Source organism: Pseudomonas sp. R43(2017) (genome assembly GCF_002112345.1).
Lineage (GTDB): Bacteria > Pseudomonadota > Gammaproteobacteria > Pseudomonadales > Pseudomonadaceae > Aquipseudomonas > Aquipseudomonas kribbensis.
The window spans coordinates 175,900-195,257 of sequence record NZ_NEHJ01000004.1; the positions used below are offsets into that span (position 1 = coordinate 175,900).

22 protein-coding genes are annotated in these 19,358 nt (G+C 60.2%); 21 read left to right on the top strand and 1 reads right to left on the bottom strand.

The window, feature by feature from the left end; genetic code table 11:
- Positions 1 to 7 precede the first annotated feature (7 nt).
- The gene (gene secF / locus CAG02_RS12840; protein WP_085709391.1) at positions 8 to 922 is read left to right on the top strand and encodes a protein translocase subunit SecF; all 915 of its coding nucleotides are present in this window, start codon (positions 8 to 10) and stop codon (positions 920 to 922) included.
- 120 nt (positions 923 to 1,042) lie between these two features.
- Positions 1,043 to 1,591, top strand: a complete 549-nt coding sequence (locus CAG02_RS12845) for a glycine zipper 2TM domain-containing protein (RefSeq protein WP_085709392.1) — start codon at positions 1,043 to 1,045, stop codon at positions 1,589 to 1,591.
- A 115-nt stretch (positions 1,592 to 1,706) separates the two neighbouring features.
- Here the strand turns inward: CAG02_RS12845 and suhB are convergent, their stop codons facing one another.
- Positions 1,707 to 2,525: an inositol-phosphate phosphatase gene (gene suhB, locus CAG02_RS12850; RefSeq protein WP_085709393.1), complete on the bottom strand. Its 819-nt coding sequence runs from the start codon at positions 2,523 to 2,525 to the stop codon at positions 1,707 to 1,709.
- 145 nt (positions 2,526 to 2,670) lie between these two features.
- Here suhB and trmJ point away from each other — a divergent pair, with 145 nt between their 5' ends.
- The 19 genes from trmJ to der all read left to right on the top strand — a co-directional run bounded on the left by trmJ (position 2,671) and on the right by der (position 19,358).
- Complete coding sequence (gene trmJ / locus CAG02_RS12855; protein ID WP_085709394.1) at positions 2,671 to 3,441, top strand: tRNA (cytosine(32)/uridine(32)-2'-O)-methyltransferase TrmJ; 771 nt, start codon at positions 2,671 to 2,673, stop codon at positions 3,439 to 3,441.
- Between the two features lie 2 nt (positions 3,442 to 3,443).
- Positions 3,444 to 4,220: a serine O-acetyltransferase gene (gene cysE, locus CAG02_RS12860; RefSeq protein WP_085709395.1), complete on the top strand. Its 777-nt coding sequence runs from the start codon at positions 3,444 to 3,446 to the stop codon at positions 4,218 to 4,220.
- A gap of 168 nt (positions 4,221 to 4,388) precedes the next feature.
- Positions 4,389 to 4,880 (top strand): Fe-S cluster assembly transcriptional regulator IscR, encoded by a 492-nt coding sequence (gene iscR / locus CAG02_RS12865; protein WP_007956690.1) that lies wholly within the window; start codon positions 4,389 to 4,391, stop codon positions 4,878 to 4,880.
- Between the two features lie 50 nt (positions 4,881 to 4,930).
- Complete coding sequence (locus CAG02_RS12870; protein ID WP_085709396.1) at positions 4,931 to 6,145, top strand: IscS subfamily cysteine desulfurase; 1,215 nt, start codon at positions 4,931 to 4,933, stop codon at positions 6,143 to 6,145.
- Positions 6,146 to 6,246: 101 nt separating this feature from the next.
- Positions 6,247 to 6,633 (top strand): Fe-S cluster assembly scaffold IscU, encoded by a 387-nt coding sequence (gene iscU / locus CAG02_RS12875; protein WP_064589074.1) that lies wholly within the window; start codon positions 6,247 to 6,249, stop codon positions 6,631 to 6,633.
- Between the two features lie 28 nt (positions 6,634 to 6,661).
- The gene (iscA, locus tag CAG02_RS12880) at positions 6,662 to 6,985 is read left to right on the top strand and encodes an iron-sulfur cluster assembly protein IscA (protein ID WP_003227904.1); all 324 of its coding nucleotides are present in this window, start codon (positions 6,662 to 6,664) and stop codon (positions 6,983 to 6,985) included.
- 8 nt (positions 6,986 to 6,993) lie between these two features.
- Complete coding sequence (gene hscB, locus CAG02_RS12885) at positions 6,994 to 7,515, top strand: co-chaperone HscB (RefSeq protein WP_085709397.1); 522 nt, start codon at positions 6,994 to 6,996, stop codon at positions 7,513 to 7,515.
- A 51-nt stretch (positions 7,516 to 7,566) separates the two neighbouring features.
- Positions 7,567 to 9,432: a Fe-S protein assembly chaperone HscA gene (hscA, locus tag CAG02_RS12890; protein ID WP_085709398.1), complete on the top strand. Its 1,866-nt coding sequence runs from the start codon at positions 7,567 to 7,569 to the stop codon at positions 9,430 to 9,432.
- Positions 9,432 to 9,773, top strand: coding sequence for an ISC system 2Fe-2S type ferredoxin (fdx, locus tag CAG02_RS12895; RefSeq protein WP_041071821.1), 342 nt, complete (start codon positions 9,432 to 9,434; stop codon positions 9,771 to 9,773). Before hscA ends, fdx begins: the two co-directional genes overlap by 1 nt.
- 14 nt (positions 9,774 to 9,787) lie before the next feature.
- Entirely contained in the window at positions 9,788 to 9,988 is a 201-nt protein-coding gene (gene iscX, locus CAG02_RS12900) for a Fe-S cluster assembly protein IscX (RefSeq protein ID WP_085709399.1), read from the top strand.
- An 88-nt stretch (positions 9,989 to 10,076) separates the two neighbouring features.
- Positions 10,077 to 10,502, top strand: a complete 426-nt coding sequence (gene ndk / locus CAG02_RS12905) for a nucleoside-diphosphate kinase (protein WP_003227894.1) — start codon at positions 10,077 to 10,079, stop codon at positions 10,500 to 10,502.
- Between the two features lie 28 nt (positions 10,503 to 10,530).
- Positions 10,531 to 11,679 (top strand): 23S rRNA (adenine(2503)-C(2))-methyltransferase RlmN, encoded by a 1,149-nt coding sequence (gene rlmN, locus CAG02_RS12910; RefSeq protein ID WP_085709400.1) that lies wholly within the window; start codon positions 10,531 to 10,533, stop codon positions 11,677 to 11,679.
- 12 nt (positions 11,680 to 11,691) lie between these two features.
- Positions 11,692 to 12,450: a type IV pilus biogenesis/stability protein PilW gene (gene pilW / locus CAG02_RS12915; RefSeq protein WP_085709401.1), complete on the top strand. Its 759-nt coding sequence runs from the start codon at positions 11,692 to 11,694 to the stop codon at positions 12,448 to 12,450.
- Positions 12,450 to 13,493: a RodZ family helix-turn-helix domain-containing protein gene (locus tag CAG02_RS12920; protein ID WP_085709402.1), complete on the top strand. Its 1,044-nt coding sequence runs from the start codon at positions 12,450 to 12,452 to the stop codon at positions 13,491 to 13,493. The genes pilW and CAG02_RS12920 overlap by 1 nt, the downstream gene beginning before the upstream one ends.
- A gap of 3 nt (positions 13,494 to 13,496) precedes the next feature.
- On the top strand, positions 13,497 to 14,606 hold the full coding sequence (gene ispG, locus CAG02_RS12925) for a flavodoxin-dependent (E)-4-hydroxy-3-methylbut-2-enyl-diphosphate synthase (protein ID WP_007956680.1): 1,110 nt from the start codon (positions 13,497 to 13,499) through the stop codon (positions 14,604 to 14,606).
- A 22-nt stretch (positions 14,607 to 14,628) separates the two neighbouring features.
- A complete protein-coding gene (hisS, locus tag CAG02_RS12930; RefSeq protein WP_085709403.1) occupies positions 14,629 to 15,918 on the top strand; it encodes a histidine--tRNA ligase in 1,290 nt (429 codons plus the stop codon).
- 41 nt (positions 15,919 to 15,959) lie between these two features.
- Complete coding sequence (locus CAG02_RS12935; RefSeq protein ID WP_085709404.1) at positions 15,960 to 16,601, top strand: tetratricopeptide repeat protein; 642 nt, start codon at positions 15,960 to 15,962, stop codon at positions 16,599 to 16,601.
- Complete coding sequence (gene bamB, locus CAG02_RS12940) at positions 16,594 to 17,745, top strand: outer membrane protein assembly factor BamB (RefSeq protein ID WP_085709405.1); 1,152 nt, start codon at positions 16,594 to 16,596, stop codon at positions 17,743 to 17,745. Before CAG02_RS12935 ends, bamB begins: the two co-directional genes overlap by 8 nt.
- Before the next feature lie 140 nt (positions 17,746 to 17,885).
- A complete protein-coding gene (gene der, locus CAG02_RS12945; protein ID WP_085699823.1) occupies positions 17,886 to 19,358 on the top strand; it encodes a ribosome biogenesis GTPase Der in 1,473 nt (490 codons plus the stop codon).

Below are 19,358 nucleotides of genomic sequence, written 5' to 3' on the forward strand. Positions count from 1 at the left end.
GGCTGCCATGTTACGTACAATCAACTTCATGGGCGTTCGCAACTTCGCGTTCGGCGTCACATTGTTCCTTACCGTGCTGGCCTTGTTCAGCGTGTTCCACAAGGGCATGAACTGGGGCCTGGACTTCACCGGCGGTACGCTCATCGAGCTGACCTACGAGCGTCCGGCCGACGTCACCAAAGTGCGTGAGCAACTGGTTACCGCCGGTTATCACGAAGCGGTCGTGCAGAACTTCGGTGCGACCACCGACCTGCTGGTGCGCATGCCGGGTGAAGACCCGCAGCTGGGCCATCAGGTGGCGGAAGCGCTGCAGAAGGTCGGCGGTGAAAACCCGGCGACGGTCAAGCGCGTCGAGTTCGTCGGCCCGCAGGTCGGTGAAGAGCTGCGCGACCAGGGCGGCCTCGGCATGCTGCTGGCGCTCGGCGGCATCCTGATCTACCTGGCTTTCCGCTTTCAGTGGAAATTCGCGGTCGGTGCCATCGTTTCGCTGATTCACGACGTGATCGTGACCGTGGGTATCCTGTCGTTCTTCCAGATCACCTTCGACCTGACGGTGCTGGCGGCGGTACTGGCGATCATCGGTTACTCGCTGAACGACACCATCGTCGTGTTCGACCGGGTGCGCGAGAACTTCCGCGTGCTGCGCAAGGCTTCGCTGATCGAGAACATCAACATCTCGACCACTCAGACCCTGCTGCGCACCATGGCGACTTCGATCTCCACCTTGCTGGCGATCGCGGCACTGCTGTTCTTCGGTGGCGACAACCTGTTCGGCTTCTCCATCGCCCTGTTCATCGGTGTTCTGGCGGGTACCTACTCGTCGATCTACATCGCCAACGTGGTGCTGATCTGGCTGAATCTGTCTTCGGAAGACCTGATTCCACCGGCCAATACCGAGAAGGAAGTCGACGACCGTCCATAACGGCCATCGCTTCCCCGGTTGTCAGTCAAAAAAGGCGCGAGTTGAACTCGCGCCTTTTTTATTGCTCCAAGGCTGGGAGAAGCGCGGGCGCGTCCCGCATGTGATGGTCAGGAGGTTCATGTGAACAAGTCGTTGCTGGTTGGTGCGGTACTGGGTGCTGTCGGTGTGACTGCCGGGGGCGCTGTCGCCACCTACAGCCTGGTTAAAAGCGGCCCTGAGTATGCGCAGGTTCTGGCCGTTGAACCGGTCAAGACACAGATCAAGACGCCACGTGAAGTATGCAAGGATGTCGCTGTGACCCGGCAGGCGCCGGTCAAGGATCAACACCAGATTCTCGGTACCGCCATCGGTGCCGTGGCAGGTGGTTTGCTGGGTAACCAGATCGGCGGCGGCACCGGCAAGAAGATTGCCACGGTAGCTGGCGCGGTCGGTGGCGGTTATGCCGGTAACAAGGTGCAGGAAGGCATGCAGAATCGCGATACCTACACCACCACCCAGACTCGCTGTAACACGGTGAATGACATCAGCGACAAGGTCGTAGGTTATGACGTCCGCTACTCGCTGGACGGCAAGGAAGGCAAGGTGCGGATGGATCGTGATCCGGGCAACCAGATTCCGGTCGACAAGGAAGGCAAGCTGATCCTGTCGCAGGCGCAGCCTGGGCAATAAGCGGTTGTAGTAAAAAAGAAGCACCCTTCGGGGTGCTTTTTCGTGCCCGGGAATCAGGCAATGTGCAGGCATAAAAAAAGCACCCCGAAGGGTGCTTTTTTGTTTCGCGAAACGCTTAGCGCTTCAGCGAGGCCGGCAGGTGCGGCTGGATCGCCGTCAGAACTGCCTTGAAGCATTTGGTGTTGCCGGCAACGACGTGGCCTTTTTCAAGGAAGTCGTGACCGCCGGTGAAGTCGCTCACCAGGCCGCCTGCTTCCTGAATCAACAGGGCGCCTGCTGCCATGTCCCACTCGGACAGGCCCGATTCCCAGAACGCGTCGAAACGGCCGGCAGCAACGTAAGCCAGGTCCAGGCTCGCCGAACCGGCGCGGCGGATGCCGGCAGTCTGGCCAACCAGGGCGCGGAACATGCCCAGGTAGTTGTCGAGGTTGTCCATCTGGTCGTCACGGAACGGGAAACCGGTACCGAGCAGAGCGCCGTCCAGGCTGGTACGACCGCTGACACGCAGACGACGACCGTTCAGTTGAGCGCCGCGACCACGGCTGGCGGTGAATTCTTCCTGGCGAACCGGATCCAGAACAACGGCGTGTTCCAGGCGGCCACGGTATTTGCAGGCAATGCTGACAGCGAAGTGAGGAATGCCGCGCAGGAAGTTGGTGGTGCCGTCCAGCGGATCGATGATCCACAGGTATTCTTCGCCTTCGATGCCGCTACCGGCGTGCATACCGGTCTCTTCACCCATGATCGAGTGATTCGGGTAAGCCTTGCGCAGGGCGTCGATGATTTTCTGTTCGGCGGCGCGATCGACCTCGGATACATAATCCTTGGCGTCTTTTTCGTCGACCTTGATGGTATCCAGGCGCTCGATGGAGCGGAAGATCAGTTCACTGGCGCTGCGGGCGGCGCGCAGCGCGATATTCAGCATGGGCTGCATGGATGTGTCACCTAAGGTTGTTAAAGAAAGCCGCGCATTCTATCAGAACTTTTCTTCAGGTGAAGGTCGCTGTTCGCTTTCATAGCTTAACGGTAGGCTGTTCTGTAAGATTTGCACCCCTTTCCCCAGTCCGAGAGCGCCCGCCGTGCTGCAAAACATTCGTGTCGTCCTGGTCAATACCAGCCACCCGGGAAACATCGGCGGGACCGCGCGCGCCATGAAAAACATGGGTTTGTCGCGGCTGGTGCTGGTCGATCCGCGAATCTTTCCGCATCACGAAGCCGATGCCCGCGCCTCGGGTGCCGGTGACATCCTTGAAAATGCGCAAGTCGTCGCCACCTTGGAAGACGCTCTGGTCGGCTGCAATCTGGTGCTTGGCACCAGTGCCCGTGACCGCCGCATTCCCTGGCCGCTGCTGGATCCGCGCGAGTGCGGGACCAAAGTGGTTGAGGAGGCCGGGCAGGGCGCGGAAATCGCGCTGGTGTTCGGGCGTGAAGACTCCGGCCTGACCAACGACGAGCTGCAACGATGTCACTATCACGTGCACATCCCCTCCGATCCTGAATTCAGCTCGCTGAATCTCGGGGCGGCGGTGCAGGTGTTGAGCTATGAGGTGCGCATGGCCTGGCTGGCCGCACAAGGCCAGCCGACCAAGATCGAGAAAGAAGAAGTGGCATCCGTGAAAAGCGCCGAGCTGGCGACCATGGATGAGCTGGAGCGATTCTATGAGCACCTGGAGCAGACCCTGGTGGCCATCGAATTTCTCGATCCGGAAAAGCCCCGGCATTTGATGGCGCGCCTGCGCCGGTTGTACGGACGCAGCTCGGTCAGCCGGGCGGAAATGAATATTTTGCGTGGCATCCTCACGGAAACCCAGAAAGCGGCCCGTGGCGAGCTCCTTAAGCGGAAGGATTAATGATGTTCGAGCGTTTGCGTGAAGATATCCAGAGCGTATTCCACCGAGACCCGGCGGCGCGTAACGCTTTTGAAGTCCTGACCTGCTACCCCGGCATGCATGCGATCTGGATTCATCGACTGGCCGGCATGCTCTGGCGCAACGATCTGAAATGGCTGGCGCGGCTGGTGTCGAACTTCGGTCGCTGGCTGACCGGTATCGAGATTCATCCAGGCGCCAAGGTTGGTCGGCGCTTCTTTATCGACCATGGCATGGGTATCGTGATTGGCGAAACCGCAGAAATCGGCGATGACGTCACCATCTATCAGGGCGTGACTCTTGGCGGCACCAGCTGGAACAAAGGCAAGCGTCACCCGACGCTGGGTGATGGCGTTGTCGTGGGGGCTGGCGCGAAGGTGCTAGGTCCGTTCACGGTCGGCGCTGGCGCCAAGGTCGGCTCCAATGCTGTGGTGACCAAAGAGGTGCCGCCGGGCGCCACTGTGGTGGGGATTCCGGGGCGGATCATCGTCAAATCCGATGATGAAGCCGATGCCAAACGCAAGGCGATGGCCGAGAAAATCGGTTTCGATGCCTATGGTGTGAGCGGTGACATGCCGGACCCGGTGGCGCGTGCCATTGGCCAATTGCTCGATCACCTGCAGGCGGTGGATGGCCGTCTGGAAGGGATGTGCGGGGCGTTGAAGGATCTGGGCAGCAATTATTGTGCGAAAGATCTGCCTGAACTGCGCGAAGAAGACTTCGCCTGTGTGAAGGGCAAGGACGAATCCACGACGCATTGATGCGCTTGCAGGGCTGCTGCCAGCCGGTGTGCCATTAAGCCGCAGACCCTGCTATCATTCGCGCGCTCTTTTGCGGGTAAACCCGACTAAAGCACTAGGTCTTATAGTTGACTTAAATGCTCGGGAATTGCATACTCCCGCCCATTCCGAACTCCGTGGTAATTGTCCATGCGACTGACTACAAAAGGCCGATACGCCGTGACCGCCATGCTTGACCTGGCGTTGCACGCGCAGCACGGGCCCGTGTCCCTGGCCGATATCTCCGAGCGCCAAGGCATCTCCCTGTCCTATCTCGAACAGCTTTTCGCCAAGCTGCGCCGCAGCAACCTGGTTTCCAGTGTTCGCGGTCCGGGCGGTGGCTACCAGTTGTCCCGCGACATGCAGGGCATCCAGGTCGCCCAGGTGATCGATGCGGTGAACGAATCGGTCGATGCAACAAAATGCCAGGGCCAGGGCGATTGCCATTCCGGCGACACCTGCCTGACCCATCACCTGTGGTGCGACCTGAGCCTGCAGATTCACGAATTTCTCAGCGGTATCAGCTTGGCCGACCTCGTAACTCGCCGTGAGGTGCAGGAAGTGGCCCAGCGTCAGGATCAGCGTCGTTGCAATGGCAAGGCGCCGCGCCTGGACAAGATTGAAGCGTCCGCCGTCGAATGACAGCCAGAGAGCTAGCGGCACGCCAGCCAGCCTGATTTAGGAGATAGTCCATGAAATTGCCGATTTACCTTGATTACTCTGCGACCACCCCGGTCGATCCGCGCGTTGCGCAAAAGATGAGTGAATGCCTGCTGGTCGACGGAAACTTCGGTAACCCGGCGTCCCGTTCCCACGTGTTCGGCTGGAAGGCCGAAGAGTCCGTCGAAAACGCCCGTCGTCAGGTGGCCGATCTGGTCAACGCCGACCCGCGCGAAATCGTCTGGACCTCCGGTGCCACCGAGTCCGACAACCTGGCAATCAAGGGTGCGGCACATTTCTACGCCTCCAAGGGCAAGCACCTGATTACCTCCAAGATCGAGCACAAGGCTGTCCTCGACACCATGCGCCAACTGGAGCGTGAAGGGTTCGAAGTGACCTACCTCGAGCCGACCGAAGACGGTCTGATCACACCTGCCATGATCGAAGCCGCGCTGCGCGAAGACACCATCCTGGTGTCGGTGATGCACGTGAACAACGAAATCGGCACGGTCAACGACATCGCCGCCATCGGCGAGCTGACCCGTTCGAAAGGTATTCTGTTCCACGTCGACGCCGCCCAGTCCACCGGCAAGGTCGAAATCGACCTGCAGAAGCTGAAAGTCGACATGATGTCGTTCTCTGCCCACAAGACCTACGGTCCTAAAGGCATCGGCGCGCTGTACGTCAGCCGCAAGCCGCGTGTGCGCATCGAGGCGACCATGCACGGCGGCGGTCACGAGCGTGGCATGCGCTCCGGCACCCTGGCGACCCACCAGATCGTCGGCATGGGCGAAGCGTTCCGTGTAGCCAAGGAAGACATGGCTGCCGAAAACGTGCGCATCAAAGCGTTGAGCGACCGCTTCTACAAGCAGGTCGAGCATCTGGAAGAGCTGTACGTCAACGGCAGCCTGACTGCCCGCGTTCCGCACAACCTGAACCTGAGCTTCAACTACGTTGAAGGCGAGTCGCTGATCATGGCGCTCAAGGATCTGGCGGTTTCGTCCGGTTCGGCTTGCACCTCGGCCTCCCTGGAGCCTTCGTACGTGCTGCGCGCCCTGGGCCGCAACGACGAACTGGCACACAGCTCGATCCGCTTCACCTTCGGTCGTTTCACCACCGAAGAAGAAATCGATTACGCCGCGCAGAAAGTCTGCGAGGCCGTTACCAAGCTGCGCGCTCTGTCGCCGCTGTGGGACATGTACAAAGACGGCGTCGATATCTCGAAGATCGAGTGGGCGGCACACTAAACATAGAAGCCGCCGGATACGGATCCTGTAGCGACGCGGCGGTTTGCGCAGCGCAGTTGCAGGGTCTCAAGAGCGGCCCTGATGAGTGAGGATTGAGAATCATGGCTTACAGCGAAAAGGTCATCGACCACTACGAAAACCCGCGCAACGTCGGCAAGATGGACGCGGAAGATCCAGATGTCGGCACTGGCATGGTCGGCGCTCCGGCGTGCGGCGACGTGATGCGTCTGCAGATCAAGGTCAACGATCAGGGCGTTATCGAAGACGCCAAGTTCAAGACCTACGGCTGCGGTTCGGCTATCGCTTCCAGCTCCCTCGCCACCGAGTGGATGAAGGGCAAGACCCTGGACGAAGCGGAAACCATCAAGAACACCCAGCTGGCCGAAGAACTGGCCCTGCCGCCAGTGAAAATCCACTGCTCGGTACTCGCTGAAGACGCCATCAAGGCGGCTGTTCGCGACTACAAGCAGAAGAAAGGCTTGATCTAAGCATTGGGCGACGAGTAAGGAGTCAACGATGGCTATCAGCATGACAGAAGCGGCTGCTCGACACGTGCGACGCTCCCTCGACGGGCGCGGCAAGGGTGAAGGGATTCGTCTGGGTGTTCGCACCACGGGCTGTTCCGGCCTTGCCTACGTGCTGGAGTTTGTCGACGAGGTGGTTGCAGAAGATCAGGTGTTCGAGAGTCACGGCGAAAAAGTGATTATCGACCCCAAGAGCCTGGCTTACCTCGACGGCACCGAGCTCGATTTCGTCAAGGAAGGGTTGAACGAAGGCTTCAAGTTCAACAATCCCAACGTGCGCGGTGAGTGTGGCTGCGGCGAAAGCTTCAACATCTGAGGCTGGTCGTGGGAACTCCTTGTCATTTCGCTTTATTCGAGCTGCAACCGGGCTTTCGTCTGGATCTCGAGCAACTGGCCACGCGTTATCGCGAGCTGGCGCGCGGCGTTCATCCGGATCGTTTTGCCGACGCTTCCGAGCGTGAGCAGCGCTCGGCGCTCGAGCAGTCCGCTCGGCTCAACGATGCCTACCAGACGCTCAAGAGCCCGGCCCAGCGTGCACGTTACCTGCTGACGATCAGCGGTCATGAAGTGCCGATGGAAGTCACGGTCCACGATCCCGAGTTTCTTCTGCAGCAGATGCAATGGCGCGAAGAACTTGAAGATCTGCAGGACAGTGCCGACCTGGCGGGTGTCGCGACCTTCAAGCGTCGCCTGAAGACCGCCCAGGAGCAGCTGAACGAAAGCTTCGCAGCCTGTTGGGATGATGCAGCGCAACGTGAACAGGCCGAACGCCTGATGCGGCGCATGCAGTTCCTCGACAAGCTCACCTACGAAGTGCGCCAGTTAGAAGAGCGCCTCGACGATTAACCCAGTGCCGCTCCGGTCGCACGCCTGATATACAGATAAGTCCTGATCACGATGGCCCTACTGCAGATCGCCGAACCCGGCCAAAGTCCTCAACCGCACCAGCGTCGTCTGGCTGTGGGGATCGACTTGGGCACTACCAATTCGCTGGTCGCTGCGTTGCGCAGTGGTCTTTCCGAGCCGCTGGCCGATGCCGAGGGACGGGTTATCCTGCCTTCCGCTGTGCGTTATCACGCCGATCGTGTCGAAGTCGGCGAGTCGGCCAAACTGGCCGCATCCTCCGATCCCCTGAATACCGTGCTGTCGGTGAAGCGTCTGATGGGCCGTGGCCTGTCCGACGTCAAGCAACTGGGCGATCAACTGCCGTACCGCTTTGTTGGCGGCGAATCGCACATGCCGTTCATCGACACCGTGCAGGGGCCGAAAAGCCCGGTCGAAGTCTCCGCCGATATCCTCAAAGTGCTGCGTCAGCGCGCTGAAGCGACCTTGGGCGGCGAACTGGTTGGCGCGGTGATTACCGTTCCGGCCTATTTCGACGACGCTCAGCGCCAGGCTACGAAGGATGCGGCAAAACTCGCCGGTCTGAACGTGCTGCGCCTGCTCAACGAGCCGACCGCCGCTGCGGTGGCTTATGGTCTGGATCAGCATGCCGAAGGCCTGGTCGCCATTTATGACCTGGGCGGCGGTACTTTTGATATTTCCATTCTGCGCCTGACCGGCGGTGTCTTCGAAGTTCTGGCCACTGGCGGCGACAGCGCGCTGGGTGGCGATGACTTCGACCACGCGATTGCTGGCTGGATCATCGAGAGTGCGGGCCTGTCCGCCGATCTCGATCCGGGTGCGCAGCGCAATCTGCTGCAAACCGCCTGCGCGGCCAAGGAAGCCCTGACGAATGCCTACAGTGTTGAAGTTGCTTATGGTGACTGGAAAGCACAACTGACTCGCGAAGCCTTCGACGCACTGATCGAGCCGATGGTTGCCCGCAGCCTGAAAGCCTGCCGCCGTGCCGTTCGCGACTCCGGTATCGAGCTGGAAGATGTGCATGCCGTGGTCATGGTCGGTGGTTCGACCCGCGTTCCGCGTGTTCGCGAAGCTGTCGCCGAAGCCTTCGGCCGTCAGCCGCTGACCGAAATCGACCCGGATCAGGTGGTGGCCATCGGTGCTGCGATCCAGGCCGATACGCTGGCCGGCAACAAGCGCGATGGCGGCGAACTGCTGCTGCTCGATGTGATTCCGCTGTCCCTGGGGCTGGAAACCATGGGCGGCCTGATGGAGAAGGTGATTCCGCGTAACACCACCATCCCTGTTGCTCGCGCCCAGGACTTCACTACATATAAAGACGGCCAGTCGGCCATGGCGATCCATGTGTTGCAGGGTGAGCGCGAGCTGATCAGCGACTGCCGCTCCCTGGCGCGCTTCGAATTGCGCGGTATCCCGGCGATGGTGGCGGGCGCGGCGAAGATTCGCGTGACCTTCCAGGTCGATGCCGACGGTCTGCTCAGCGTCTCTGCCCGTGAACTGGGTTCGGGCGTTGAGGCGAGCATTCAGGTCAAGCCGTCCTACGGTCTGACCGACGGCGAAATCGCCAAGATGCTCAAGGATTCGTTCCAGCACGCCAATGACGACAAGGTTGCCCGCGTCCTGCGCGAGCAGCAGGTTGATGCCCAGCGCCTGATCGAAGCGGTGCAGGGCGCTCTGGAGGCGGATGGCGAGCGTTTGCTCGACGCCGAAGAGCGCATGGTCATCGACCTGCAGGTGCAGGAACTGACCGAACTGATGAAAGGTACCGATGGTTACGCCATCGAGCAGCAGACCAAGCGTCTGTCGCAAGTGACCGATGCTTTTGCGGCCCGTCGTATGGATCAGACGGTGAAAGCCGCTCTGTCGGGGCGCAACCTGAATGAAATCGAGGATATCTGATGCCGCAGGTCATTTTTCTGCCCCACGAGAAGTTCTGCCCTGAAGGCATGGTGGTCGAGGCTGAGCCCGGCACTTCGATTCTCGAGCTGGCCCACGAACACCACATCGAGATGGAAAGCGCCTGCGGCGGCGTCTGCGCCTGCACCACCTGTCACTGTATCATTCGCGAGGGTTTCGACTCGCTGGAAGAAGCTGACGAGTTGGAGGAAGATTTCCTCGATCGTGCCTGGGGTCTGGAAGCGCAGTCGCGCCTGGCCTGTCAGGCCATCGTCGGCGAGGAAGACCTCACCGTCGAGATTCCGAAATATTCGCTTAACCATGCGGCCGAAGCGCCGCACTGACTGGTAAGACTGTCATGAGCTACGGTTGGAATGATGTTCAACGTATTGCAGAAGAATTGGCTGAGGCCAAGCCGGGTGTAGATCCGTATTCTGTCAATTTCGTCGAGTTGCAGCAGTGGATCAAGGAGCTGCCTGACTTCGACGCTAACTCTGGCCGGGTCGGCGAGAAGGTGTTGGAAGCGGTTCAGCAGCTCTGGAATGATGAAATAGACTGATCATCCTTGCAGGTTAGGCAATACCCAAGAACCCGCGTATAATTCGCGGGTTTAATTTTTCGCAAATTACCGTTTCTGGAGTTACACCATGGCTGTTCAACGTACTTTCTCCATCATCAAGCCTGACGCCGTTGCAAAAGGCGCTGCCGGCGAAATCGTTACCCGTTTCGAAAAGGCTGGTCTGAAAGTGGTTGCTTCGAAAATGAAGCAACTGTCCAAAGCCGAAGCTGAAGGCTTCTACGCTGAGCACAAAGAGCGCGGTTTCTTCGGTGACCTGGTTGCTTTCATGATCTCCGGTCCGGTTGTTGTTCAGGTTCTGGAAGGCGAAAACGCCATCGCTCGCAACCGTGAGCTGATGGGCGCTACCAACCCTAAAGAAGCTGCTGCCGGCACCATCCGTGCTGACTTCGCTGAGTCGATCGACGCCAACGCCGTTCACGGTTCGGACTCCGAAGCCGCTGCCGCTCGCGAAATCTCGTACTTCTTCGCAGCTACTGAAGTAACCACTCGCTAAGCATTGGCTTAAGAGTGAAGGTGAATCCATGACTACATCGACTGTTAAAACCAACCTGCTGGGTCTGACCCAGCCGGAAATGGAAAAATTCTTCGACTCAATCGGGGAGAAGCGTTTCCGTGCCGGTCAGGTAATGAAATGGATTCACCACTTTGGCGTCGATGATTTCGACGCCATGACGAACGTCAGCAAGGCCTTGCGCGAAAAGCTCAAGGCTGTTGCTGAAGTTCGCGGTCCCGAAGTGGTCAGCGAGGACATTTCCAGCGACGGCACCCGCAAGTGGGTGGTGCGCGTGGCGTCCGGCAGCTGTGTCGAGACCGTTTACATTCCCCAGGGCAAACGCGGCACTCTGTGCGTTTCGTCCCAGGCAGGCTGTGCCCTGGACTGCAGTTTCTGCTCCACCGGCAAGCAAGGCTTCAACAGCAACCTCACCGCCGCCGAAGTCATCGGCCAGGTGTGGATTGCCAACAAATCCTTCGGCAGTGTTCCGGCTACCATCGACCGCGCCATCACCAACGTGGTGATGATGGGCATGGGCGAACCGCTGCTGAACTTCGACAACGTCGTGGCCGCCATGCATCTGATGATGGATGACCTGGGCTACGGGATCTCCAAGCGCCGCGTGACCCTGTCCACGTCGGGTGTGGTGCCGATGATCGATGAGCTGGCCAAGCACATCGACGTATCCCTGGCGTTGTCCCTGCACGCACCGAATGACGCATTGCGTAACCAATTGGTGCCGATCAACAAGAAATATCCGCTTAAGATGCTCCTCGATTCGTGTGTGCGCTACATGTCCGCCCTGGGCGAGAAACGTGTGCTGACCATCGAGTACACCTTGCTCAAGGATGTCAACGACAAGCTTGAGCACGCCGTGGAAATGATCGAGTTGCTCAAGGATATTCCCTGCAAGATCAACCTGATTCCGTTCAACCCGTTCCCGCATTCCGGGTACGAGCGGCCGAGCAACAACGCGATTCGCCGGTTCCAGGATCAGCTGCATCAGGCAGGCTATAACGTGACCGTGCGCACCACCCGTGGTGAAGACATCGACGCGGCTTGCGGTCAATTGGTAGGGCAGGTGCTGGATCGCACCCGTCGCAGCGAACGTTACATCGCCGTACGCGAATTGAGCGCCGACAGCGATCTGGCACAGAACGCCGCGAACACTAACTAAGAGAGGATCTCTATGTCCCTGCGCTTTGCGCTGCTGTTGCTGTTGGCCAGCCTGTGTGCTGGCTGTGTCCTGTCGGGCGATTACAACCCGATGAAGACCAGCAAGGGCCGCGACGAAGCGCGGGCTGCCTACGTGCAGCTGGGGCTGGGATACTTGCAGCAAGGCATGACCGAGCGGGCCAAGGTACCCTTGAAAAAGGCCCTCGAGCTGGACGGTTCCGATCCCGACGCCAACGCGGCTCTTGGGCTGGTCTTTCAGTCCGAGATGGAGCCGAAGCTGGCCGACGAACACTTTCGCAAGGCACTGTCCTCCCGTCCCGCCGATGCCCGCATCCTCAACAATTACGGCAGTTTTCTCTACGAAGAGCAGCGTTACAAGGAAGCCTACGAGCGTTTTGAACAGGCCGCCGCCGATACCCTGTATCCTGAGCGTTCCCGTGTGTTCGAGAACCTTGGCATGACGGCGTCCAAGCTTGGCCAGCGTGATCTGGCCCAGCAGCAACTGGAAAAAGCATTGCGTTTGAACCGTCAGCAACCCCGGGCGTTGCTGGAAATGGCTGAGTTGTCATTCGAAGACAGGCATTATGTGCCCGCGCGTGACTATTACGACCGTTTCAGCCAGCTGTCCGAGCAAAATGCACGTAGTCTGTTGCTCGCGGTTCGGTTGGCAAAAGTGTTTGAAGATCGCGACAAGGCCGCCAGTGCGGGCCTGCAATTAAAACGACTCTATCCCGGTACGCCGGAATATCAGCAATACCTGTCGGAGCAATGATGAAAGCGGCGCATCCCGAAGTTGTAGCAGCGAATCGCGTTAACCCCGGTGAGACCTTGCGCCAGGCCCGCGAAAGCAATGGCTGGTCGCTGGCCGAAGTGGCCCTCAAGCTCAACCTCACCGTGACTTCCCTGACCAACCTCGAAGCCGGTGCGTTCGACAAGCTGCCGGGGCATACCTTCGCTCGCGGCTATATTCGCGCCTATGCCAAATTGCTCGGCATGGATCAGGCGGTCCTGGTCCAGCAGTTCGACCAGTCCACCGGCACCGACTCCCAGGGCAGCAATGTCCACGCCTTGGGCCGGATCGAAGAGCCGGTTCGTGTTTCCCACACCATTTTGCGTATCGTCAGCCTGTTGCTGCTGATCGCGGTCATCGGCGGCGGCTTCGTCTGGTGGCAGGATCAGACCTCGTTGCGCACCAAGGACCTGACCAGTCTGGCCCCGGAGCACGTTGAAGTCGAAGGCGCCGATGGCACCACGCAGATTCATCCGATCGACGAGCCGGAAGACCAGGCTGTTACCGAAGGTCAGACCGAGGGCGCGACGGCGCTGACACTGCCCCAGTCGGAAACCGCTGCCGAGTCGACCGGTGCCGAGCCCGTCGTTCCGGCTGCCGCACCGGCCGTACCTGCTGCCCCGGCGGCGACGCCAGTTGCTCCGGCTCATGCCCCGGCCCCGATTGTCGCCACTCCGGCTGCACCTGCCCCTAATGTTCCGGCGACTCCGGCACCGACTGTCACAGCACCCGTTGTCCCGGCCACCCCTGCACCAATCGCAGAAACCGCTGCTCCGGCAGCCGGCGAAGGTCAGGTGCAACTGCAGTTCACCGCTGATTGCTGGGCACAGGTCACCGATGGTCGCGGCAAGGTTCTGTTCAGCGGTCTGAAACATAAAGGCGACAGCGTCTCTGTGGCAGGCAAGCCACCGCTGGCCGTGCGTCTGGGTGTTGCCCGGGCAGCGCAGGTCAGCTACAACGGCCAGCCGGTCGATGTCGCTCCGTTCACCAGTGGCGAGACTGCTCGCCTGAAGTTGGGTCAATAAGTCATGCACGGCGAATCTCCAATCAAACGTCGCGAATCGCGCAAGATCTGGGTCGGTAACGTGCCTGTGGGCGGCGATGCACCTATCGCGGTGCAGAGCATGACCAACAGCGACACTAACGATGTCGCGGCCACCGTCGCCCAGATCAACCGTCTGGAAGCCGCTGGCGTCGACATCGTTCGCGTATCGGTCCCGGACATGGATGCCGCCGAGGCGTTCGGCAAGATCAAGCAACTGGTCAAGGTGCCGCTGGTTGCCGACATCCACTTCGACTACAAGATCGCTTTGCGCGTGGCCGAACTGGGTGTGGACTGCCTGCGCATCAACCCGGGCAACATCGGTCGCGAAGACCGCGTGCGCGCGGTGGTCGATGCCGCCCGTGACCGCGGGATTCCGATCCGCATCGGTGTCAACGCCGGTTCCCTGGAAAAAGACCTGCAGAAGAAATACGGTGAGCCGACCCCGGCCGCGCTGGTCGAGTCCGCACTGCGTCATGTCGAACACCTCGAACGCCTGAATTTCCAGGACTTCAAGGTCAGCGTGAAGGCTTCCGACGTGTTCATGGCCGTCGAAGCCTACCGCCTGCTGGCGAAAGAAATCGTCCAGCCGCTGCACCTGGGCATCACTGAAGCCGGTGGATTGCGCTCCGGTACAGTGAAATCCGCCGTGGGCCTAGGTATGCTGCTCGCCGAGGGGATTGGCGATACCATCCGCATCTCGCTGGCGGCCGATCCGGTCGAGGAAGTGAAGGTCGGTTACGACATCCTCAAGTCTTTGCATCTGCGTTCCCGTGGCATCAACTTCATCGCCTGCCCGAGCTGCTCGCGGCAGAACTTCGATGTGGTCAAGACCATGAACGAGCTGGAAGGGCGCCTTGAAGACCTGCTGGTGCCGCTGGATGTTGCGGTGATCGGTTGCGTGGTCAACGGCCCCGGCGAAGCCAAGGAAGCCCATATCGGCTTGACCGGCGGTACGCCGAACCTGATTTACATCGACGGCAAGCCGTCGCAGAAACTGACGAATGACAATCTGGTGGACGAGCTGGAAAAGCTGATCCGCGAGAAGGCGGCCGAGAAGGTCGAAGCCGACGCAGCGGTCATCGCGCGCGGCTGATCGAACGAATTAAGGAATTTCTGTGAGCAAGTCCCTGCAAGCCATTCGTGGCATGAACGACATCCTGCCGGAACAGACCCCGGTATGGCGCTACTTCGAAGGCACCGTTTCGCGTTTGCTGGATAACTACGGTTACAAGCAGATCCGCATGCCGATCGTCGAGTTCACCGAGCTGTTCAAACGCTCGATCGGCGAAGTGACCGACATCGTCGAAAAAGAGATGTACACCTTCGACGACCGCAACGGCGACTCCCTGACCCTGCGTCCGGAAGGCACCGCTGCGTGCGTGCGTGCCGTGCTCGAGCACGGCATCACCGGCGGTGGCCAGGTGCAGAAACTCTGGTACATCGGCCCGATGTTCCGTCACGAGCGTCCGCAGAAAGGCCGTTATCGCCAGTTCCACCAGATCGGTCTGGAAGTCTTCAACCTCGACGGTCCGGACATCGACGCCGAGCTGATCATCATGACCTGGCGTCTGTGGGGCGAGCTGGGCATCCGTGATGCGGTCAAGCTCGAACTCAACAGCCTGGGTACCAGCGAGTCCCGTGGCCGTTATCGTGAAGCGCTGGTCGAGTACCTCTCGGCGCACCACGACAAACTGGACGAAGACAGCCAGCGTCGCCTGAAAACCAACCCGCTGCGCGTGCTCGACACCAAAAATGCCGACACCCAGGCGGTGCTGGTCGATGCGCCGAAAATGGCGGATTACCTGGATGAAGAGTCCCGTGCCCACTTCGAAGGTCTGAAATCGCGTCTGGATGCTGTCGGCATTCCTTACGTGCTCAACCCGAAACTGGTGCGCGGTCTCGATTACTACAGCAAAACCGTATTCGAATGGGTCACCGACAAGCTCGGCGCCCAGGGCACCGTGTGCGCGGGCGGCCGTTACGACGGTCTGGTCGAGCAGATGGGCGGCAAGCCGACCCCGGGCGTCGGTTTCGCCATGGGCATCGAGCGCCTGGTGCTGATGCTGGAAACCCTGGAGCAGATCCCGCAAGAACTCGCCCGTCAGGTCGACGTCTACCTCTGCGCCTTCGGCGAAGAGGCGGAGCTGGCCGGTCTGGCCCTGGCCGAGCGTGTACGCGACCAGTTGCCGAACCTGCGCCTGCAAGTCAATGCCGGTGCCGGCAGCTTCAAGAGCCAGTTCAAGAAAGCCGACAAGAGCGGTGCGCTGTACGCACTGATCCTCGGTGACGACGAAATGGCCCAGCAAGTGGTAGGTTTCAAACCCCTGCGTGGCCAGGGCGAACAACAAAGCATTGCCTGGGATGCGCTTGCCGCTCACCTGGCCACCTGCGTCGTGCAGGGTTGAAGCTGTTTAAACAGCCGATTTAGCGATTAAGGAGTATTGGGGTGTCGAGTACCGAAGACGAACAGTTGGCGGATTTGAAGGACTGGTGGACACGCAACGGCAAACCTCTGGTCACTGGCGGCCTGTTGGCGCTGGTCATCGTGTTCGGCTGGCAGGCATTTCACAAGTATCAGAGCAACCAGTCGCAAGGCGCCTCGGTGCTCTATCAGCAATTGCTGGAAACCACGCTGACCCCGGACGGCAAGCCTGACGCTGCGCGCGTTGCGGATCTGGCCGGCAAGCTCAACAGCGAATTCGGCGGTACTGCCTACGCGCAGTACGGCAGCCTGTTCGTGGCCAAGGTTGCGGTCGACAGCGGCAAGCTGGATGACGCGGCGACCGAGCTCAAGGCAATCGTTGCCAAACCGGCCAACGCCGCGCTGGGCGAAATCGCCCGTCAGCGTCTGGCGCAGGTGCTGGGTGCACAGAACAAGGCGGATGAAGCCCTGAAACTGCTTGAAGGCGATGCCGACAAGTCGTTCCTGGCGACTCGCGAAGAACTCAAGGGCGACCTGCTGGTACAGCTGGGCCGCACTGACGAAGCGAACGCGGCGTATCAAAAAGCCAAGGCGGCACTGTCGGAAGAAGCGGCAGTCGGCGGCCTTCAAATCAAGCTGGACGACCTGGCCAAAGGGGATGCGTGACGTGATCGGTTGGAAGCATGCAGCATTGCTGGCTCTGGCCATTCTGGCCACGGGTTGCAGCAGCAACAGCACAAAAGAACTGCCACCAGCCGAACTGACTTCCTTCAAGGAAGAAGTGGTTCTGCACAAAGTCTGGAGCCGTTCGATCGGCGACGGTCAGGGCGAAACCTACAACATGCTGGTACCGGCGATCGATGGTGACACCATCTACGCCGCCGACGTGACCGGCATCGTGATGGCCATGGATCGCAGCAACGGCGACGTGAAGTGGAAGAAAGAACTGGATGTGCCAGTCTCCGGCGCCGTCGGCGTGGGTTACGGTCTGGTTCTGGTCGGCACGCTGCGTGGCGACGTCATCGCTCTCGATACCATCAACGGTGAAGAGAAGTGGCGCGCTCGCGTGACCAGTGAAGTATTGGCGCCACCAGCCAGCAATGGCGACATCGTGGTCGTGCAGACCCAGGACGATCGTCTGATCGGTCTGGATGCATCCACCGGTCATCAGCGCTGGGTGTATGACAGCACCCCGGCCGTACTGACCCTGCGTGGCACCAGTGCACCGCTCGCGACCAACCGCCTCGCGGTGGCTGGCCTGTCGACCGGTAAAGTGGTCGCTCTGGACATTTCCAACGGCGTGCCGGTCTGGGAACAACGGATCGCGATTCCACAAGGTCGTTCGGAACTGGAGCGCGTGGTAGACATCGACGGCGGTCTGCTGCTGTCCGGCGGCACACTGTACGTTGCCAGCTATCAGGGTCGCGTTGCGGCACTGGACCTGGAAAGCGGCCGTCAACTGTGGCAGCGCGATGCGTCGAGCTACGCCGGTATCGCCCAGGGTTTCGGCAACGTCTACGTGAGCCTGTCCTCGGGCACCGTTGAAGGCGTCGACGAGCGTTCGACCACTGCACTGTGGACCAACGACTCGCTGGCCCGCCGTCAACTGTCGGCTCCGGAAGTGTTCTCCAGCTACGTTGCAGTCGGTGACCTGGAAGGTTACCTGCATCTGCTGAGTCAGGTGGACGGTCGTTTCGTCGGCCGTGAGCGCATCGACAGCGACGGCCTGCGTGCCCGTCCGCTGGTGGTGGGTGACACGATTTACGTGTATGGCAACAGCGGCAAACTGGAAGCCCTGACCATCAAGTAATGGTTTGACTATGCTTGGGGTTGAACCCCAAGCGGCCCTGCTCCGGCAGGGTTTGCAACACCCATGGGTGTTGCCCCGAGCACCAGCCGCTGCCTCGCAGCGGCTTTTGTATTTTCTGAAATAACGAAGTGGAGAGCCGCATGGTTCCCGTAATCGCCCTGGTGGGCCGACCGAACGTCGGCAAGTCCACCTTGTTCAACCGCCTGACCAGGACTCGCGACGCCATCGTCGGCGACTTGTCCGGTCTGACCCGTGATCGCCAGTACGGTGAGGCCAAGTGGCAAGGGCGTTCCTACATTCTGATCGACACCGGCGGTATCTCCGGTGACGAGCATGGTATGGACGAAAAAATGGCCGAGCAGTCGCTGCTGGCCATCGAAGAAGCGGATGTCGTTCTGTTCCTGGTAGATGCCAAGGCCGGCTTCACCGCCGCCGACCAGATGATCGGCGAACACCTGCGCAAGCGTAACAAGCGTTCCTACGTGGTCGCCAACAAGGTCGACAACATCGATCCGGAAATGGCCCGCGCTGAATTTGCCCCGATGGGCATGGGCGATGCGATCCCGATTGCCGGTGCGCATGGCCGCGGCATCACTCAATTGCTGGAAATCGCCCTGAGCGAATTCCCGAAAGATGAGGACGAGCCGCAGGAAGGCGAAGAGCAGGAAGAAGTCGCCGAAGGTGAGGAAGCCAAGCGCATTCCAGGTCCGAGCGAAAAGGACGGCATCAAGATCGCCATCATCGGCCGGCCGAACGTCGGCAAGTCGACGCTGGTCAACCGCATGCTGGGTGAAGAACGAGTGATCGTCTACGACCAGCCGGGCACCACTCGCGACAGTATCTACATCCCGTTCGAGCGTAACGACGAGAAGTACACGCTGATCGACACTGCCGGTGTGCGCAAGCGCGGCAAGATCCACGAAGAAGTCGAAAAGTTCTCCGTGGTCAAAACCCTGCAGGCGATCAAAGACGCCAACGTGGTGATCTTCGTGATGGACGCCCGCGAAGGTGTGGTCGATCACGACCTCAACCTGCTGGGCTTTGCCCTTGAGTCCGGCCGTGCGCTGGTCATCGCTCTGAACAAGTGGGACGGCATGACTCCGGGCGAGCGTGACTACGTGAAGACCGAACTGGAACGCCGGTTGTTCTTCGTCGACTTCGCCGACATCCACTTCATCTCGGCCCTGCACGGTACCGGCGTGGGCAACCTCTACGCTTCGGTGCAGAACTCGTTCAAGTCGGCGGTCACCCGCTGGCCGACCAGCCGCCTGACCCAGATCCTCGAAGACGCGGTCAGCGAGCACCAGCCACCGATGGTCAACGGCCGCCGGATCAAGCTGCGTTATGCCCACCTCGGGGGCGCCAACCCGCCGCTGATCGTGATCCACGGCAACCAGATCGAGAAAGTGCCGAACTCGTACGTGCGCTATCTGGAAAACACTTACCGCCGTGTGCTCAAACTGGTCGGTACGCCGATCCGTATCGAGTTCAAGGGCGGCGAGAACCCGTACGAAGGCAACAAGAACACGCTGACCGACCGCCAGGTCAACAAGAAGCGTCGTTTGATGTCGCACAACAAGAAGGCCAGCAAGAAGCGCCGCGACAAGCGCTGA

Coding starts and splice junctions, on each gene's coding strand:
- CAG02_RS12920 (WP_085709402.1), top strand. CDS start 12,450: ATGAAAGCGGCGCATCCCGAAGTTGTAGCAGCGAATCGCGTTAACCCC.
- iscX (WP_085709399.1), top strand. CDS start 9,788: ATGAGCTACGGTTGGAATGATGTTCAACGTATTGCAGAAGAATTGGCT.
- CAG02_RS12870 (WP_085709396.1), top strand. CDS start 4,931: ATGAAATTGCCGATTTACCTTGATTACTCTGCGACCACCCCGGTCGAT.
- rlmN (WP_085709400.1), top strand. CDS start 10,531: ATGACTACATCGACTGTTAAAACCAACCTGCTGGGTCTGACCCAGCCG.
- bamB (WP_085709405.1), top strand. CDS start 16,594: ATGCGTGACGTGATCGGTTGGAAGCATGCAGCATTGCTGGCTCTGGCC.
- iscR (WP_007956690.1), top strand. CDS start 4,389: ATGCGACTGACTACAAAAGGCCGATACGCCGTGACCGCCATGCTTGAC.
- ndk (WP_003227894.1), top strand. CDS start 10,077: ATGGCTGTTCAACGTACTTTCTCCATCATCAAGCCTGACGCCGTTGCA.
- iscU (WP_064589074.1), top strand. CDS start 6,247: ATGGCTTACAGCGAAAAGGTCATCGACCACTACGAAAACCCGCGCAAC.
- cysE (WP_085709395.1), top strand. CDS start 3,444: ATGTTCGAGCGTTTGCGTGAAGATATCCAGAGCGTATTCCACCGAGAC.
- hscA (WP_085709398.1), top strand. CDS start 7,567: ATGGCCCTACTGCAGATCGCCGAACCCGGCCAAAGTCCTCAACCGCAC.
- secF (WP_085709391.1), top strand. CDS start 8: ATGTTACGTACAATCAACTTCATGGGCGTTCGCAACTTCGCGTTCGGC.
- pilW (WP_085709401.1), top strand. CDS start 11,692: ATGTCCCTGCGCTTTGCGCTGCTGTTGCTGTTGGCCAGCCTGTGTGCT.
- der (WP_085699823.1), top strand. CDS start 17,886: ATGGTTCCCGTAATCGCCCTGGTGGGCCGACCGAACGTCGGCAAGTCC.
- fdx (WP_041071821.1), top strand. CDS start 9,432: ATGCCGCAGGTCATTTTTCTGCCCCACGAGAAGTTCTGCCCTGAAGGC.
- suhB (WP_085709393.1), bottom strand. CDS start 2,525: ATGCAGCCCATGCTGAATATCGCGCTGCGCGCCGCCCGCAGCGCCAGT.
- ispG (WP_007956680.1), top strand. CDS start 13,497: ATGCACGGCGAATCTCCAATCAAACGTCGCGAATCGCGCAAGATCTGG.
- iscA (WP_003227904.1), top strand. CDS start 6,662: ATGGCTATCAGCATGACAGAAGCGGCTGCTCGACACGTGCGACGCTCC.